Raw genomic sequence first — 17,505 nt, 5'->3', positions numbered from 1 at the left:
AAGTGTTTTTTATTTAAGATTAATTGGTGAGCTCCAAATAAAGTATTTTAATGTAGATTTTACTGCCTTCTTTTTCCCAGGTATCAAACATTCCGTCCTTGGCGGTTTTTGAACCTCTTGTATAGCCCTGTCCTACATTCAGAATATTCAGCAGGATGTATTCATCGCCTACAGAATTGACGATATAGGCTGTTTTTTCAGATTTTCCGTCTCCTGAGCCTTTTATCCCGTCAGTAAGCGAACGGAACTGATTAAGGTGATGCATAAAGTTGTTCCCATCCTTTAAAGAATCATATGCCCTGAGCAGGATCAGCAAAATATCCAGATTGGTAGGATCTTTATCATACAACGCCCTTCCCTGTTTGACGCAGTCTGCAAAATTATTCTGCTTAAAAGCCTCCACCAGGCTTTTAAACCGGTCTTCTGAGGTGCTTATCTTATCATCTCTAAAGTTTCTTCCATAGTAAAGATATTGTGATTCTATACTGTCCAGAGACTTGGGATATCCTTTAAACTTAAAAATAAGCTTCTCATAATTGTAGGGCGAATCAGAACTTTTGAGACTTTTCTCAATAGCCTTCAAATCAATTTTGAATTTTTGCCCGAAGCCAAAAACTGAAAAAAAGATGAATAAAAGGAAAAAATGATACTTCATTAATTGTTGCTTTCTTCTTCGTCGTTGTCGAAATATTCGAAAAGGAAATCGTTGTATGGGAATCTGGAAATATGAATTTTCATGACCTCATCATAGATCATTTTTTTCATTTCCGGGAAATTTTCCTTCGTTAGGGCAGAAATAAAAACCGTTGGGTATTTTGATTTTGCCATCCATGTCTTTTTCCATTCTTCCAGAGAGATATTTTTACGGGTAGAAGGGGTAAGATCATCCTCATCCTTTTTCTCGTAATTGAAACCATCAATTTTGTTAAAAACCATAATCATGGGTTTTTGATGGGCATTGATTTCCATCAAAATATGATTTACAGATTCTATATGATCTTCAAAGCTTTCGTGAGAAATATCAACCACATGGATCAAAAGATCGGCTTCACGAACCTCATCCAAAGTGGATTTGAATGATTCTACCAGCTGAGTCGGCAATTTTCTGATGAAACCTACTGTGTCTGTCAGCAGAAACGGTAAATTTCCGATCACCACCTTTCTTACAGTAGTATCAAGTGTTGCGAATAATTTATTTTCTGCAAAAACCTCAGATTTTGAAATGGAATTCATCAAGGTAGATTTACCAACGTTGGTATATCCTACCAAAGCGGCACGAACAACCTTTCCGCGGTTATTACGCTGAGTTGCCATCTGCCTGTCAATCGTCTTCAGCTTCTCTTTCAGCAATGTAATCCTGTCACGGATAATACGGCGGTCAGTCTCTATTTCCGTTTCTCCGGGACCCCTCATCCCAATTCCCCCTTTCTGACGCTCAAGGTGAGTCCACATTCTTGTCAATCGGGGTAAAAGGTATTGATATTGTGCCAGTTCTACCTGGGTTCTTGCATAAGAGGTCTGCGCTCTCTGGGCAAAAATATCAAGAATAAGATTGGTACGGTCCAGGATTTTAACTTCCATTTCTCTTTCCAGATTTTTAAGCTGTGAAGGAGAAAGTTCATCATCGAAAATTACAGTTCCAATCTCATTTTCTTTTACATATTCTTTTATCTCAATGGCCTTTCCGCTTCCGATAAAGGTTTTGGAATCAGGCTGAGTCAGTTTTTGGGTAAAACGTTTTTGTACGGTTGCTCCTGCTGTGAAAGCTAAAAACTCAAGTTCATCTAAATACTCCGTCAGTTTTTCTTCGTCCTGATTTTGAGTAATAACACCCACCAAGACCGCTTTCTCATAGTTATGTTCTTTCTTTTCTAACATTAAGTTCTGTCTATGTTTATGATTTTTACAAGTTAATATTTTTCATAAAAAAAACAAAATCAATTTTTATTTAATAGCATATTTTAAGATAAATTTAAGTTTACTGATGAAAGATGTACAAAAAATCAATAACTTTATATAATAAATTTCTGATTTTTAATCATTTAAACCAAAACTAATCTCCGGAATATCATGATTACCCATATTAAATGTATGATTATTGATGATGATGAACTGGACAGGCTGGTTCTTCAGCATTATACAAGACAATATCAGAACATTGAAATTGTCGCCTCTTTTGGTTCTGCAGAAAAGGCAGTTCCCTATCTTGACCTTCCTGTTGATCTTTTGATTACAGAAACCAATTTACAGGGTATGAGCGGTCTTGAATTCCGGAAGCTGGCCCATAAAATACCCGCCTGTATTTTCGTAAGCTCCCATCCAGAAATGGCTGCCGGAGTTTTTGAGATGAACACGCTGGACTTTATCACCAAACCCCTTACCGCTGAGCGCTTTCATTACTCCATGGAAAAACTTGTTGATTTTTTTGAAGTTAAAGAAAAATGCAGATGCTATGATACTATGATTGGAGAAAACTGTATTACCATAAAAGAAGGAGGCCATATTTTTCAAATCAAAATGAAAGATATTCTGTATCTGGAAGCCCTGAAAGATTATACCAGGATTATCACCCGTGAAAAAAATCATTGTATTTTAAATTCTCTGGGAACTCTTCTGCAAAAGAATTTTTTTGATTCTTTTGTCAGAATACACAGGAGCTATGCCGTTCCGCGCCATCTTATCCGCGGAAAAAGCTGTCATGAAATAGAGCTTCCTCATCACATCAAACTTCCTATTGGCAGAACTTATAAGGATAATCTTTCTTTTTTTAATCCTTAAGACTCCAACAAAACATTTAAACATATATGCATAAAAATGCCATTGGTCGATTATTTCTGCCGTTGGTCTATTTTCCTTTCATCCGATTGAGATAGGTGGTAATTTAGTCTTCCCAAATTCCCAGAAAACACATCTATTAATTCAAAACTGTTATCCATGGAAAGAATATCTATTTACTGTATTATTCTGTCAGTCTTTTCCATTCCCATACTGCACGCACAATCTGCAGTTTTGGCAACCGGGCTGGATGCATCAGCAGCTAATGGTTTTGTTTCTTACAGTGTAGGTCAGATGACCTATCTCGAAAAAGGAACAGGACAGGTTCTGGAAGGCGTTCAGCAGCCTTACGAAATCATCACGCTGACTACCCTTGAAAGCTCATCTGAACTGACCGGCATTCTGCTCTATCCAAATCCTTTCAGAGATTATCTGTATCTGGATTTTACCTCAAATAATTTTAAAGGATCAGAATATCAGCTATTCGATGCCCAAGGCAAACTGATAAAAAAGGATAAGATTTCACAATCAAGATCTGAGTTTAATTTCTCCTCGCTTCCTTCTGCTATGTATATCATCAGGATTACCCAAGATGGAGAAAATATTAAAACTTTTAAAATCATTAAAAAATAAAAATACCATGAAAAAAATATTATCACTGTTTTGGATCCTGATGGGTTTCTTTATGGGAATTTCTCAGGTTCCGGAAAAAATGAGCTATCAGGCTGTCATGAGAAATGGTTCCGGGCAGCTCCTGGCCAATCAAGGGGTCGCCGTGAAAGTAAGCATATTGCAGGGATCTCCTGCCGGAGCCACCGTCTACTCTGAAAGACTCACCGGAAACACCAATGCTAACGGACTTGTTAGTCTCGAAATAGGAACAGGAACGGTGCTTACCGGGACTTTCGCTACAATCAGCTGGTCTTCAGGAATTTACTATTTAAAAACAGAAACTGACCCTGCCGGAGGAACCAACTATACTATAGCAGGAACCAGCCAGCTGCTGAGCGTGCCCTATGCGATGTATGCCAAATCTGCTGGCGGCGGCGGTGGAACTTTTACAATCCCGTATACCAATACCGTCAATAATGCCTCAACTTTATTTTCATTAACCAACGATGGCGACGGGACATCTCTGGAAGGGAATAACAGTACTACGACTTCAAATATTGCCGCAGTACGAGGAGTCGTTACCAATACGGCTCCCGGAGGGTTCTCTTCAGGAGTACGCGGCATCAACAATGGCACTGGTGGATTGGGAGTAGGTGTATATGGAAGCCAGGCCGGAAGCGGTTGGGGCGTATACGGTGTTACTCCCAATGGATTAGGCGTATATGGTAATGCCAGCGCCAACGGCACCGGAGTGTATGCCAACAGTAATACAGGAACCGGTCTTACGGCTACCAGTAACAATGGAATTCCTGCGAGTATTTCAATCTTTAATAACGCGAATAATAATATTGCCCTTAATGCATCCAGTGTAGGAAACGGCACGGTTGTGAATGTTACAACCAGCGGCAACGGAGCGGGAGTGAGAAGTTCTACCGGAGCCGGCTTCGGGGTAAATGGAATAACTTCTTCTCAGACCTCTGCCGGTATTGTAGGCGACAACAACGGAGCTGGTGAAGCTGTAGTGGGCCGAACAACAAGTGATATTGCCGGGGCCGTAGTAGGCCGTAATGACGGAGGCGGATATGGAGTGAGAGGCTTTGTTGCTACCAATACTTCAGGGACCGGTATCGGTGTTTACGGACAGGTAGGTTTAAATAACAGCACAGGCCGTGCCGGAAGATTTGAAAATTCTAACCCAACGAATACTACAGGGAATACCGTTGAGGTAGAAACCAATGGAAACGGGAATATTCCTGATAATACTCAGGGCAATGCAGCGTCTTTCCGTGTCAATAACGCAAATAGTGTGGGAGCAGCGGTAAGAGGTGAAGTAAATACTATTTTCGGAAATTTTGGGGCTGCTGCTATCTTTGGAGTTTCTTCAGGAACAGGAGGCCGTGCAGGTTTATTCTATGCATCAAATCCTTCAGGAAACGGAGCTGCATTAATCGCTTTGACTGATGGAAACGGAAATGCTATCACGGCGAATGCAGGTAAAAACGGAAATGGTGTTGAAACCAATGTAGACGGAACGGGTAATGCTCTTTATGCCTGGGTACCTACTTTTTCCACCGGACGTGCAGGAAGATTTAATAATTTTAATGAATCCAATACCAGCGATGTCATTACAGTAACTACTGTCGGAAACGGTACTGCCGGAAGCTTTAAAGTAGACCGGATTACAGGAACTTCCCCTGCTGTAAAAGGTGAGGTGAACTCTCAGTTTGCCAATTTCGGTACAGCAGGAGTATATGGACTGTCCTCAGGAACGGGCGGATATGCGGGGCTTTTCTACTCCAGTAATGCTTCAGGAAACGGACCTGCCGTTTTAGCCTTAACTGAAGGTTCAGGAAACGGGATTACCGCAAATGCAGGCGGAAATGGAGATGGCGTAGAAGCTTCTGTAGATGGTAACGGAAATGCCATTTCAGGTTTTGTTCCTAATTTTGGCACTGGTAAAGCAGGCAGATTTGCCAACTTTAACAGCGCTAATGCTCAGCCAGTTGTACATATCACCAATATCGGAACCGGAACCGGAATACTTATTAACCATCAGGGGTCTTCAGGAGATATTGCAATATACCAGAGTGCTGGTGCCAATATGGCGCGTATCAATAAGGCGGGGCGTGGATTCTTTAATGGTGGTACGCAGAGCAGCGGAGCAGACGTTGCCGAAGTCTTTGATGTGGAAGGGAATATTTCCGAGTATGAAACCGGGGATATTCTTGTCATCTCAACAAAAGCAGACAGAACGGTTGAAAAATCTTCAACACCTTATTCTAATCTTGTTGCAGGGGTGTATGCCACCAAACCTGGTGTACTTCTTACAGAAGAGCATATTGACACCGATATTTCCAATAAAGTTCCTATGGGAGTCATTGGTGTAATCCCTACCAAAGTATGTCTTGAGAACGGAAAAATAAAAAGGGGTGATCTCCTGGTCACTTCATCCAAGGCAGGCGTTGCTATGAAAGCCAACATTAAGAAGGTAAAAATAGGACAGGTAATCGGAAAAGCACTGCAGGATTATGACCAAAAAACGATCGGAAAAATTCAAGTATTAGTCAACATAAAATAAACCGTTATGAAAACAATATATATTATCTCATTATTATTTTTAAGCACAATTATCTATGCCCAGGAAAATAAACGGGCTGCTCCGATAGAAGAAGACCAGACACTGGTTTTAAAACAGGCTAAGGAACAACAGGCAAAACTTATGCAGGAAGCTAAGGAAAGAGAAGAGAAGAAAACTGTAAATTCTGGTTTGGTTTCTGATCACGGGCTGGAAGTTAAAAAACAGGACTCCAAACCCAAAGCCGTTGCAGACAATTCAGGAAAGCTTCTTCCCAATACAGCAACTCTTGAAGACATCAAAAAAACAATCCCTAACAGACAGGCATATTATAACACAAATTCTAGGAACACAAAAATGAACGTTACCGGGCTGCCTAACACGGCAACCCTGGAAGAAATAAAAAAAACAATTCCCAAAAACTAATGACCCTCATAAGCTAATAACCGCAAAAAAGCTATAACCAAACTAGATTTTTCAAACAAAAGAAGTCCGCTGCAATGCGGACTTTTTATATTGTAGAACGGAATGATTAATCCCAATCAGCAGCTACAAACTTCATTGAATTTCCATGTTCATCGGATAAGGTAAGGAAATGCCCTTCCACCGAATATTTGGTCATCGTTTCAATTTTCTTTTGAAAAGATGTTTCAAGCTCCATATTCTGGCAGGCTTTCATGGTGCTTATTCCTCTTGAAATTTTCACTTTCCCTCCTTTTTTAAATTCAGAAACCAATGACATACGGTTGCATCCCATGTAGGCACTTCCCTGAATTTTACCATCAGCCATTTTGGCCGTAAGGTTCATTTCTGCATCATTGGCAATCAATTGATCTTTTGAAAAGCCTTCGAAGGAAATCAGCATCCATGGCCTTTGAAGATGCAGATTTTTATCCGGTACTGAGGAACAATTTAAAACTACTCCTAAAAGTAAAACGGCAAAAAGTGATAATAGTATTTTTTTCATGCGGATTATCATCCCATTTTCATACCAACCCGGGACAGAATCTCGTAAAAATTAGTAAATTAGCGACACAAAAATTATTTTATAAAATGAAAAGACTATTTCTACTATTCACTTTCTTACTGGGCTTTGCTCAGATGAGGGCGGATGAGGGGATGTGGCTGCTAATGCTCATCAAAAGACTTAACGGTGTTGATATGCAAAAAGAAGGTCTGCATCTTACGCCTGAAGAAATTTATTCTGTGAACAATTCAAGCCTGAAAGATGCTATCGTGAGTTTCGGTGGTTTCTGTACGGGTGAGATTGTTTCTGATAAAGGACTTATATTTACAAACCACCACTGTGGTTACGGTGCTGTTGCTGCGGCTTCTACACCGGAAAAAGATTATTTGAAGAACGGATTCTGGGCTATGAAACAGAAAGACGAATTCAATGCAAAAGATCTTTATGTAAGATTTTTAGTGAGAATGGATGATGCTACGCAAAGAATCAATTCTAAACTAAACAACAATATGACCGGGGCAGAGAGAAAAGCTGTTATTGACGCTGAGACTAAAGCCATCCAGACAGAAAACTCTGAAAACGGGAAATATACTGTAGTGGTAAAAGATTTCTTCAACGGAAACGAGTTCTACTACTTTGTATACCAGGATTATAAAGATATCAGATTAGTAGGTGCTCCGCCTTCATCACTTGGAAAATTCGGAGGAGATACAGACAACTGGGAGTGGCCAAGACATACTGCAGACTTCACTGTTTTCAGAGTGTATGCTGATGCTGCAGGAAACCCTGCTGAATATTCTCCAAGCAACACCCCTTTGAAGCCTAAGCATTTCCTTCCGGTTTCTCTTAAAGGAATTAAGCCTGGCGACTTCTCCATGATCTTAGGATACCCTGGAAGAACAAACCGTTACCTGACTTCTTACGGAATTCAGCAGATGGTTACTAAAGATTACCCGGCGTGGGTTGAAGCTTCTAAACTTGCCATGGATGTTATGAAAAAGTACATGGATAAGGATAAAGCAACACAGCTTAACTATGCTTCTCAATATGCTTCAGTAGCAAACTACTGGAAAAACAGACAAGGAACTATCGATGCGGTAGTGAAAAACGGAACTATTTCTGACAAACAAAAGATCGAAGCAACTTACAACCAATGGGCTGCAATGCCTGGAAATGATCAATACAATGGTATTTTAGAAGACATCGGTGTATATTATAAGCAGGTATCTGACAGAAATGTTGAAAGAAACTACGCTTCACAGTTCTCAAGAAATGCAAAATATATTACCCTTGCATTACAGGTAGGATCTGCTCTGAAAGCATATGCTGCTCAGGACATGCAGGGAAGATTAGCGATGAAAGCTAAAACAGAAGCTGCAATCAAATCTGCATATGAAAACTTCAATCCAGCTTTAGAAGGAGAAATGCTTGCTGCTATGACCAGCCTTTATCAGGCCAGAGTTAAAAATCCAGAGGTTGCTTCTGCTACGATATTAGGCTTAGATGCTAAAAATGTTTCTAATCTTGCCTATTCATCAATCTTCGCTAATAAGACTTCTGCAACAAACTTCTTATTGAATCCTGATGCATTGAAGCTTGATGCTGATCCGCTTTGGAAAGCCGCTAACGGAATTATAGCAGATCAAAAGATAAGCACAGAAAGATTTGTTAAAATAGATGACAATTTTGCAAAAAACAACCGTCTTTTCTTAGCAGGTTTAATGAAAGCTATGCCTGAGAAGAAATTCTATCCGGATGCTAACTCTACTATGAGATTAACGTATGGTACTGTAGATAAATTACCCATCAGAAACGACAGAAACTATTTCGGGATTACTGATAATTATTATACTGATATGACCGGTCTTGTTGGAAAATACAAGAAAGGTGATGAAGAGTTTGATCTTCCTCAAAGATTGATCGACCTTTACAACCTTAAAGATTTCGGACAGTATGCTGATGCTGCGGGATACATGCCTGTAAACTTCCTTTCCAACAATGATATTACAGGAGGTAACTCCGGTTCTCCGGTAATTGATGGTGACGGAAACCTTATCGGTATCGCTTTCGATGGAAACAGTGAAGCATTAAGCGGTGATATCGTATTCGAGCCAGAATGGCAGAAAACAATCAACGTAGATGTTCGTTTCGTTCTTTGGACAATCGATAAGTTTGCCGGTGCAAGAAGATTAGTGGATGAATTGAAGCTTGTAAGAGGGGAAAACACTCCGGCTGATACAAAAACTAAAAATCCAGGTACTACAACAACGCCTAAGAAAGCTAAAAAATAATCTTATAGGATCTATTTTGAAACCGTGAAATTTACTTTCACGGTTTTTTTTTATTTTTGACTGTTACCCTATTATTTCATCATGCCTTTTAAAACCATTGAATTTACAGCCCTTATTCAGCAAAACGGAGAAATGAATGCTGCATTTGTAGAATTTCCTTTTTCTACGGAAGAATTGTTTAATAAAAAAGGACAGGTAAAAATTAAAGCCCTCTTCGATGATAAAGTTGAATACCGGGGAAGCCTTGTCAAAATGAAAACGGATTGTCATATTTTAGGTTTAACACAGGAAGTCAGAAAGCAGCTTGGTAAAACCTTCGGAGATCAGGTTTCTGTTTCCCTTATTGAAGACAAAGAAGAAAGAATTGTTGAAATCGCTGATGATATCGCCTCTGTTTTTAATGCAAACCCTGAAGTAAAAGCTTTATTTGATGCAATGAGCTACACCCACAGAAAGGAATATATCCGCTGGATAGAAGAAGCAAGGAAACCGGAACAAGAGAAAACAGAAAGATCAAAATGATCCAGATGATTCTGGATGGAAAAAAGGGAATATAGATTTCCTCATTTTCTCTCCATTGTATTATATTTTTAATTGAAATTCAAGGATTTTTGGAGCCTGAGGATTTAAGAACCAGAATTCAGTGTAAATATTCTGCTTATTGCAGTAAAATAATTATTCTAAATGAATAAGAAGATACATTTTCTCTACTCTAGCTCAATAGGGTTATATCCTTTCTTTTCTGTTTCGCTTATTTTTGGTCTGTTTTGACCATCTGAAAATACAGTCCCCATTTTTTCTAATTCATATTTAATATTCTCTCTGAAATTCTTTGTTGCCTGGACTAATTCATCTTTTGTAACTAACTTAGCATTATGGTAACGAGCTTCATTTATCCTTACACTCTTTCCTTTCAGCTTGGAGCTCGGTACTGATTTTACCAGTTCAAAATCATAGTCTCCCGTTTTATCTGCTATTTTTACAATTAAACCAGGTAAACCACTGAATTTGTATGGACCATAAGCAAAAGGAATTTCAGTTGAATACCAAGCAACCCAGTCTCTTCCTTTATAATGAACCTCTGCCTTTTTACAATTAAAAGAATTAATTACTTTTGTTTCATTAACTAACTTCCAATCACGAATTACAGGACTATTATATGATAATAGGGTCATTCCTGCTGCCTCATAAAATTGTGAATTCTCATTTGTCTGGATAATTAAAAATTTAAATCTTGATGGTGGTAATCCTCTCATATCAATATTAAAACCATTCCTTTTATTATTAAATTGCTCTGCAAAAATAGAGTCAAATTTTAATTTATTCTCACTCGTGAAAAAGGCACGTTTATCACTTATTTGCAATGAAAAAAGCTCTTTAAAAACATTATCACTTAGGGTATTTGGCTTATACTGAAGTAAGTAAGTAAATTCTCCTCTTAATGAATCACTAGTAACTGTCTGTGAAAGCGAAATAGAGAAAAAAAATAAAAATATAATTGCTAAAATTTGTTTTCTTGTAAAATTCATATTGTTTATAGAAAATAACAAATCGTTCAAACAAAAATTATAATTTGAACGATTTTTAATTGTTGATTAATAATCGAAGCTTTTTCTATTTAATCTGAAACATGATTAAGTTACCAAAGTTGACAATAATTTTCTTGAATTTGTTCCATCCAATTATACCATTGAGATGGAGTCCAATCTTGACAAGTGTAAGCTGATATACAACTTGCCTGAAAAACTCCACATTCTACTTGTTTTTTGGCAATTTTCTTTACCTTCTTATTGTTTTTAGTAATTATTGTAGTAACTTCTTTTGCTTTTGAATTTACTTTTTCAACCTTTCCTTTTGCACTTGCGAAACCTACTACACCAAGTGCAGCAATTAATAATAGTTTTTTCATGATTGTAATAAATTTTAAAATTGAATATCAAATATAGGAATATAAGTCAATAAAAAAAGAAATATTATATTATGTTAATTTATTCATTTAATGCATGTTACATGATTTAAATACGAACGTATAATTTATTTAATTATATTTCATTTTCTAATGAAATATTTGGTGTAATGTGGGATTGTTTACAGAATAAAATATTTTCACAGTTGTTGATTTACAGTCGCCATATTAGTAAGACTTTGGTTTTATCCAGAATGTAAAAACCGATTTTTAAATTATTCATTAATAAAATACCCCGGGACAGAGCTCCGAAGTATTAAAAGTCAAAAGTGTAAGTTGAGCTGTGTTTGCGTAATAACCACTTGTCCAAAAATTTCCGCCCCAAAGTTTAGCTTTAACTTCAGGAAAACGTTTGAAAATTTCTTTAGCTGTGATACTTTACATACAAATTTCACTAATTGACAAATTTGGAACACTTTGTATCAAAAAATGAATATGGTTATCTTCATATCTAATTTCTAAAAAATGGATTTCATAGCGATGAGACAATTCAATATATATTTCTTTCAAACCAGTTCCAAATTCTTCGCTAATAATCGAATTCCTGTATTTCACAGGAAAAACAATATGGTAAAGAAGTAAGGTTTTATTATGCCTTTTTAAAATATGGCCGTCCATAAATCAAAGTACATCTTTTTATTCTTTATCCATTCCAGAATTCACGGTCCAGGCTTCTGTATTGTATGGCTTCTGAAATGTGATGAGACAGAATATTCTCAGATCCTTCAAGGTCAGCTATTGTTCTGGCAACCTTCAGGATCCTGTCATAAGCTCTGGCTGAAAGATTTAGTTTTTCCATGGCCAATTTGATGAGACCGAAGGATGTTTCATCCAATTCACAAAATGCCTCAATTTCTTTAGGCCCTATCTGGGCATTACTGCTGATGTTGAGATCCTGATATCTTTTATTCTGAATATCTCTTGCTTTCAGGACGCGTTCCCGGATGTCACTGCTCTTTTCTCCTTTTCTTTTTTCAGAAAGCTGCTCAAATTCTACCTTCTGGACTTCAATATGGATATCAATCCTATCCAGAAGCGGCCCTGAAAGCTTATTCATATACCGCTGCATTTCATAAGCAGATGAGGTATTATTCGGATCATCGGGAAAGAACCCGCTAGGACTGGGATTCATAGAGGCTACCAACATAAAACTTGCCGGATAGTTTACGGTAAACCGGGCTCTTGAAATAGTTACTTCACGATCTTCCAAAGGCTGCCTCATGACTTCCAGAACGGTTCTCTTAAACTCAGGCATTTCATCCAGAAATAAGACTCCGTTATGAGCAAGGGAAATCTCACCCGGCTGCGGGTAGCTTCCGCCTCCCACCAATGCTACATCAGAGATAGTGTGATGCGGAGACCTGAAGGGCCGGACTGTCATCAATGAAGCTTCAGTGCCTACCTTACCCGCAACAGAATGAATTTTTGTTGTTTCTAATGCTTCTTTCAGTGTCAAAGGAGGCAAAATACTGGGAACCCTTTTGGCCAGCATTGTTTTCCCGCTTCCCGGCGGCCCGATCAAAATGATATTGTGTCCGCCGGCTGCGGCAACTTCCATTGCTCTTTTGGCAGTTTCCTGTCCTTTAACTTCAGAAAAATCGAAAGGAAAGTCATTGATTTTTTCATGAAATTCTTTCCTGGTATCCAAAGTCATTTTTTCAAGAGGTTTACCTTCGTTAAAAAAATCAATAACTTCCTTGATGTTTTCTACTCCATATACGTCCAGATCATTTACGATGGCTGCTTCCCTTGCATTTTGCCCGGGAAGAATAATTCCTTTAAATCCTTCTTCTCTGGCCTGAATTGCAATGGGCAAAACACCTCTAATCGGCTGCAGGCTTCCATCCAGGGAAAGCTCGCCCATGATAACATAGTTTTTAATATCCTCCGCCAATATCTGATCTGAAGCGGTTAAAATCCCTATAGCAATGCTCAGGTCATAGGCAGAACCTTCTTTTCTGAGATCTGCAGGAGCCATATTAATGGTTATTTTCTTTCCGGGAATTTTATATCCTACATTTTTCAGCGCAGCCGAGATCCTATAGCTGCTTTCTTTAATGGCATTATCGGGCAGCCCCACCAGATGGTATCCCACTCCGCCGGTATCTACATTTACTTCAATTGTAATGGTCTGCGCAGCCACTCCATGAATGGCACTTCCATAAATTTTGATCAGCATGGTGTGTTTTTGAGGTAAAAATAATCAATATACTATTTTGAAAATCTGGGGTTTATATTAATATCATTCTAGGCAGGCTGAAATATTAAAAAAGATTTTAAGAAAAAAGCTCTCTGGGGAAAGCAAGGTGATTATAATAAAAATCGGTACAAATTTCTTTGTACCGACTCAACCATTATTAAAAACTAACGAAAAGATTATGTCATCTGAATTACAGAAAATATGAGAGGTAAGTCAGGAAGCGGATGCCGGAAAGAGAGCACTCTTTTGGGGTAATTATGACGTCATTAGATTAACAAGGATGAAAATTTATCTATTGAGCGTAAAGTATTACAATAAATTACTTTAGTTCTTCTTCAATATAAAGAGCATCCCTCTCTGACATCCATTCTTCCTTCCCACAATCAATATTTTAGCATCTTCAGATTATGTAATCCTATTTCTTTATAAATCTATTTTTATATTCACTGCCATCTGCACTTTTAGAAACGATGATATAATTTCCAGGCACCAGCTGGCTCACATCAATGGCCTGATTATACCGGTGATCAGTTTTCTTCAGAACAAGCTTGCCGGACATATCTATAATGATAACTTCTTTATAGATTTTATCTGATTCTTTCCCGATATAAAGGTACTGTGCTGTAGGATTGGGATAGAGTGTAAGATTATTGTCTTTGATCTTTGTCTCTCCTGTTCCCAAATTGCTGCAGAATTCCCAGTTTCCGAAATTTACCTCCACAAATGCAAACGGATCCAGCATCTGGCATTGATCCGGACAATATTCTGTGCAGGCATAAAATCCATATTTCCCGGAACTTGTTGCCACATATGTATCTCCTACTACACCGGGGATGATGCAGGGATCTCCTGCCACCGGAGGGTTACTGCCAGGCACACATTTGAACCAGGTATGCTTGCCATATACTACAGGAAATATATCGTCAAACTGTACAGAAGCCCCGTTGCAGACATTCACGGTTCCCATATTTTCTTCATAAGTACCCGGAGTATAAGTGGTCATCATCGCCGGAAGTCCATATACAAACCCGTCTGCGAATACTGCCTCGCTTTCTGCTGTACAGTCTCCATCAGTAACCACTACTTTAAAATAATTCAGCTGCTCGCTTCCATTAATGGTTAACTGTTGTGATGTGGCTCCCGGAATAGCTACCCATGGATTGTTATTAGGGGTCTGCCAGGTCCATGCCTGCTTATACCATTGGTAACTTTCGTAAGTCTGTGTAGTGGAAATTATTTCATCTTCCACATCACAGAATAAGATTGTTCCCGGATATTTCTGTCCAAGTCTCGGGCTGGTAACGGTAGGGGTACACTGTGCTTTTAGATTCAAAATGCTGAATAATAAAAACACTAAAAAAATTAGTTTTGTTTTCATATATAAATAATTAAGTTCGGTTTTATTTTAAATCCCCAGCATTAATCCAACAACACTCTTATTCCAAATTTCATATTAAAATGAAGTGGCTTTTCTTTATAAATTGTATTGGGAGCGTTTTCCTTTTTAAAATGATATCCTATTCCCGGTTCTGCATAAATTCCAACTTTATCAATAATCTTCAGCTGAAAGCCTGCAGCCGCATTGACAGAAAACTGTAAAGGCTTCGGTTCCAGTCGTTCTTTTGAAGACTGTTTTATTTCATCATTGACAACATAAGTGGTTGTAATATTTCCTGCTACAGGTTTTTCCAAAAGCGCTCCCCCTGTAATATATCCTGTAAATTTCCCTTTCTGAATAATATTATAATTGACCTGAACGGGAATTCCGATATAATGAACCGTCTGATCTCCTTTAATATAATTGCTGTCACTTCCGGAATGCAGTTCAGAAGACAGTTTGGTATAATTCAGTCCTGTTCCTATTCCCCATCTTTTTCCTAAATTATAGTAAGCCGAAAGTCCGAATGTAACCGGTACTTTATGCCTGATTCTCGCTTCTACCGGCTGGCTTTGATTCGCCAGCAATATTGCGGTCAGAGGATCATCATGGTATTCAGAAGTACTCCATACCTGCTCAACATTCATCGCTTTTCCTGTGATTGAAGCATAGCCCGGAAACTGCTGTTCTGCAGAGTTGGAAGCCATATTTCCCGTCAGCATGCCCAGCATCCATGATTTTTTATCGCTGGATTTTGTGGTAGTATGCTTTCTATTTTCGGCATATACCTCTTTTATTTTCTCCTGTTTAAAAAGCATCTCATCAGTCTCTTGTTCTTTAACCGGTTCTTTCACGGTATCATCAACAGATGGTAATTTCTGAGCCAGCTTAGCTTCCTGCTGAGAAGACTCGGATGCCAGTGGAGGTGTAATAATAGCCTGAAGCTTTCCTCTCTCACTCTTCTCTCCGTTATCAAGATGTCTTTGAGACCCATGCTTTTTCGAAGCACCTGTCTTCCAACGGTTTCCAGCTAAAAAGGCATTTGTTTCTGATGTTACTTCAATGCCTGAACTCTGTTCGTTTGTTATAGATTTTAAAGAACTTTTTTCTTTTTTCTCACCTGCCGGTTTCTGAGCCAATATTTTTTCTGCATCATTCCGGGACAGTATTTTCGTCAGTAAAAAAAGGAGCGCAACAGCAGCGGCAATACCTCCGATACGGTAGAATAAAGATCTTTGCCCAGCACCGGCTGCTCTTTCCTTATTGGCCGCTCCTCCTTCATGAATTTCAGGAATAAATCCGGGAATCTTATGCTCTTCTCCCGAAAATAATTCATCTCTGATGTCATCCCACAATCCCTCCGGAACATCCTCTTCATGGTCATCCATTCTGCTTCGCAGGTTATTTAGCCATTCATTATTCATATTGTGCTTTTTTTGACATTTTAAATTCTTTTATTTTCTGAACAAGCAGTCCTTTTGCACGGTGAAACTGAGATGCAGAAGAATTTTCAGCAATTCCCAGCATTCCGGCAATCTCTTTATGGCTTTTTCTTTCAAATACAAACAGGTTAAAAACAGTTCTGTACCCGTCAGGCAGAGATCTGATCATTGTCATAATATCATCGCGGGGAATTTCTTCAAAATCCGGATCCTCTTCATTAGGGATATCCGGCAGATCATCTACTTCCACAGCTGATTTAAAATCTCCTTTCTGTCTTATATGCTTCAAAGATTCATTGACTGTAATACGGGTCATCCAGGCCTTTAAAGAACCACATCCTCTGTACTGAAACGATTCTATTGAACGGAACATTTTGATAAAGCTGTTCTGAAGGATATCATGAACATCTTCTTTTTCATTGACGTAGCGGGAACATATATAGGTCAGATTTCCGGAATAAGCTTTAAAAAGCTCTTTCCAGGCAGCTTCCTCCTTCTTCAGAAGGTGCCTTACCAGAATCTGTTCTTTACTTTCTTCCATATAATGCTACTGCTGCCGTATCCGGCGGATGTTATAAAACGGTCCATCAAAAATAGATTGCATCTTATTAAAGTGCAATCCATTTATGTTAATATCTAATTAATTTTTTATACAGAACGGAAAATTATAATCAATAACCGTATAAGGCGTAACCAGCGTACCATCTACTGTAATTTTTTCTGCAGTGAGAGCATACCTGAGTGTTTGATCCAACCCTACATAATATCCTTTTTGCTTCGCTGCAAATTCTACAATGGTCTTTTTATTAACGCCATCTACAGGAATCTGAATTTCCATTGTTTTCGGGGTAAAGGTAAGCTCTATCACATTATTCGCGGTATTGATCACTGCTGCATATGTAAGATTATACTTTACTTTTCCCATGGTCTTCAAAGCCGTTTCTGCCTTTGCAGGGTCTTTCACCACTGTTTTTACAATTTCGGCAATTGGAAATTCGGCAAATGAGATTGTATCTTTCTTTACCTGGAATTCTTTTACGCCTTCTCTTTTACTATTTCCCTGTACAATAACCAGCTTGCCTTTATAATTTCCTTTTAAGTCTTCCATTTTTACAGGAGGTATGTCCGGGCCATCGTTATCATTACATGAGAACAGGACAAATCCTGCTAAAACCATTAAAACTGTTATAAAAAATCGGGGTACTGTCAATTTTTTCATTGCATTATTTTTTCGTTAAACATTATTTATTTTCGAGTACTCATCTATATAAACCCCACTTTTCAAAAATCTTGCATAAT

General features: G+C 38.4%; 16 protein-coding genes and 1 pseudogene. 6 read left to right on the top strand and 11 right to left on the bottom strand.

Going from position 1 to position 17,505, the window contains the following annotated elements:
* Positions 1–19 precede the first annotated feature (19 nt).
* A complete protein-coding gene (locus tag ACP3T3_RS15255) occupies positions 20–655 on the bottom strand; it encodes a DUF4919 domain-containing protein (protein WP_426476676.1) in 636 nt (211 codons plus the stop codon).
* A complete protein-coding gene (gene hflX, locus ACP3T3_RS15250) occupies positions 655–1,878 on the bottom strand; it encodes a GTPase HflX (RefSeq protein ID WP_426476675.1) in 1,224 nt (407 codons plus the stop codon). Before hflX ends, ACP3T3_RS15255 begins: the two co-directional genes overlap by 1 nt.
* A gap of 192 nt (positions 1,879–2,070) precedes the next feature.
* On the opposite strand from hflX, the gene ACP3T3_RS15245 reads away from it, so the two are divergent.
* The 4 genes from ACP3T3_RS15245 (at position 2,071) to ACP3T3_RS15230 (ending at position 6,388) form a co-directional block, all read left to right on the top strand.
* Complete coding sequence (locus ACP3T3_RS15245) at positions 2,071–2,778, top strand: LytR/AlgR family response regulator transcription factor (protein WP_426476674.1); 708 nt, start codon at positions 2,071–2,073, stop codon at positions 2,776–2,778.
* Positions 2,779–2,934: 156 nt separating this feature from the next.
* Positions 2,935–3,408 (top strand): T9SS type A sorting domain-containing protein, encoded by a 474-nt coding sequence (locus tag ACP3T3_RS15240; protein WP_426476673.1) that lies wholly within the window; start codon positions 2,935–2,937, stop codon positions 3,406–3,408.
* 7 nt (positions 3,409–3,415) lie between these two features.
* Positions 3,416–5,965, top strand: a complete 2,550-nt coding sequence (locus ACP3T3_RS15235; protein ID WP_426476672.1) for a beta strand repeat-containing protein — start codon at positions 3,416–3,418, stop codon at positions 5,963–5,965.
* A gap of 6 nt (positions 5,966–5,971) precedes the next feature.
* The gene (locus ACP3T3_RS15230; protein ID WP_426476671.1) at positions 5,972–6,388 is read left to right on the top strand and encodes a hypothetical protein; all 417 of its coding nucleotides are present in this window, start codon (positions 5,972–5,974) and stop codon (positions 6,386–6,388) included.
* 106 nt (positions 6,389–6,494) lie between these two features.
* On the opposite strand, the gene ACP3T3_RS15225 is transcribed toward ACP3T3_RS15230, so the two are convergent.
* On the bottom strand, positions 6,495–6,929 hold the full coding sequence (locus tag ACP3T3_RS15225; protein ID WP_426476670.1) for an META domain-containing protein: 435 nt from the start codon (positions 6,927–6,929) through the stop codon (positions 6,495–6,497).
* 86 nt (positions 6,930–7,015) lie between these two features.
* Here ACP3T3_RS15225 and ACP3T3_RS15220 point away from each other — a divergent pair, with 86 nt between their 5' ends.
* Both ACP3T3_RS15220 and ACP3T3_RS15215 read left to right on the top strand, forming a co-directional pair.
* Complete coding sequence (locus ACP3T3_RS15220; RefSeq protein WP_426476669.1) at positions 7,016–9,220, top strand: S46 family peptidase; 2,205 nt, start codon at positions 7,016–7,018, stop codon at positions 9,218–9,220.
* 81 nt (positions 9,221–9,301) lie between these two features.
* Positions 9,302–9,742, top strand: a complete 441-nt coding sequence (locus tag ACP3T3_RS15215; protein WP_426476668.1) for a YdeI/OmpD-associated family protein — start codon at positions 9,302–9,304, stop codon at positions 9,740–9,742.
* Positions 9,743–9,927: 185 nt separating this feature from the next.
* Here the strand turns inward: ACP3T3_RS15215 and ACP3T3_RS15210 are convergent, their stop codons facing one another.
* The 8 genes and pseudogenes from ACP3T3_RS15210 to ACP3T3_RS15175 all read right to left on the bottom strand — a co-directional run bounded on the left by ACP3T3_RS15210 (position 9,928) and on the right by ACP3T3_RS15175 (position 17,425).
* Entirely contained in the window at positions 9,928–10,749 is an 822-nt protein-coding gene (locus ACP3T3_RS15210) for a GLPGLI family protein (RefSeq protein WP_426476667.1), read from the bottom strand.
* Positions 10,750–10,859: 110 nt separating this feature from the next.
* Complete coding sequence (locus ACP3T3_RS15205; protein ID WP_426476666.1) at positions 10,860–11,129, bottom strand: hypothetical protein; 270 nt, start codon at positions 11,127–11,129, stop codon at positions 10,860–10,862.
* Positions 11,130–11,408: 279 nt separating this feature from the next.
* Positions 11,409–11,804, bottom strand: a pseudogene (gene tnpA / locus ACP3T3_RS15200) (IS200/IS605 family transposase).
* A gap of 25 nt (positions 11,805–11,829) precedes the next feature.
* Positions 11,830–13,365 (bottom strand): YifB family Mg chelatase-like AAA ATPase, encoded by a 1,536-nt coding sequence (locus ACP3T3_RS15195; RefSeq protein ID WP_426476665.1) that lies wholly within the window; start codon positions 13,363–13,365, stop codon positions 11,830–11,832.
* Between the two features lie 436 nt (positions 13,366–13,801).
* The gene (locus ACP3T3_RS15190; protein ID WP_426476664.1) at positions 13,802–14,764 is read right to left on the bottom strand and encodes a T9SS type A sorting domain-containing protein; all 963 of its coding nucleotides are present in this window, start codon (positions 14,762–14,764) and stop codon (positions 13,802–13,804) included.
* A gap of 41 nt (positions 14,765–14,805) precedes the next feature.
* Positions 14,806–16,188, bottom strand: coding sequence for a porin family protein (locus tag ACP3T3_RS15185; protein ID WP_426476663.1), 1,383 nt, complete (start codon positions 16,186–16,188; stop codon positions 14,806–14,808).
* Positions 16,181–16,747: an RNA polymerase sigma factor gene (locus tag ACP3T3_RS15180; RefSeq protein WP_426476662.1), complete on the bottom strand. Its 567-nt coding sequence runs from the start codon at positions 16,745–16,747 to the stop codon at positions 16,181–16,183. Before ACP3T3_RS15180 ends, ACP3T3_RS15185 begins: the two co-directional genes overlap by 8 nt.
* A 99-nt stretch (positions 16,748–16,846) precedes the next feature.
* Positions 16,847–17,425 carry a DUF4840 domain-containing protein gene (locus ACP3T3_RS15175; RefSeq protein WP_426476661.1) on the bottom strand — a complete coding sequence of 193 codons (579 nt, stop codon included), beginning with the start codon at positions 17,423–17,425 and terminating at the stop codon, positions 16,847–16,849.
* Positions 17,426–17,505: the final 80 nt, after the last annotated feature.

The sequence above is a fragment of the Chryseobacterium sp. CBSDS_008 genome (assembly GCF_049959325.1).
GTDB lineage: Bacteria > Bacteroidota > Bacteroidia > Flavobacteriales > Weeksellaceae > Chryseobacterium.
This window is presented reverse-complemented; position numbering and strand designations above follow the sequence as displayed.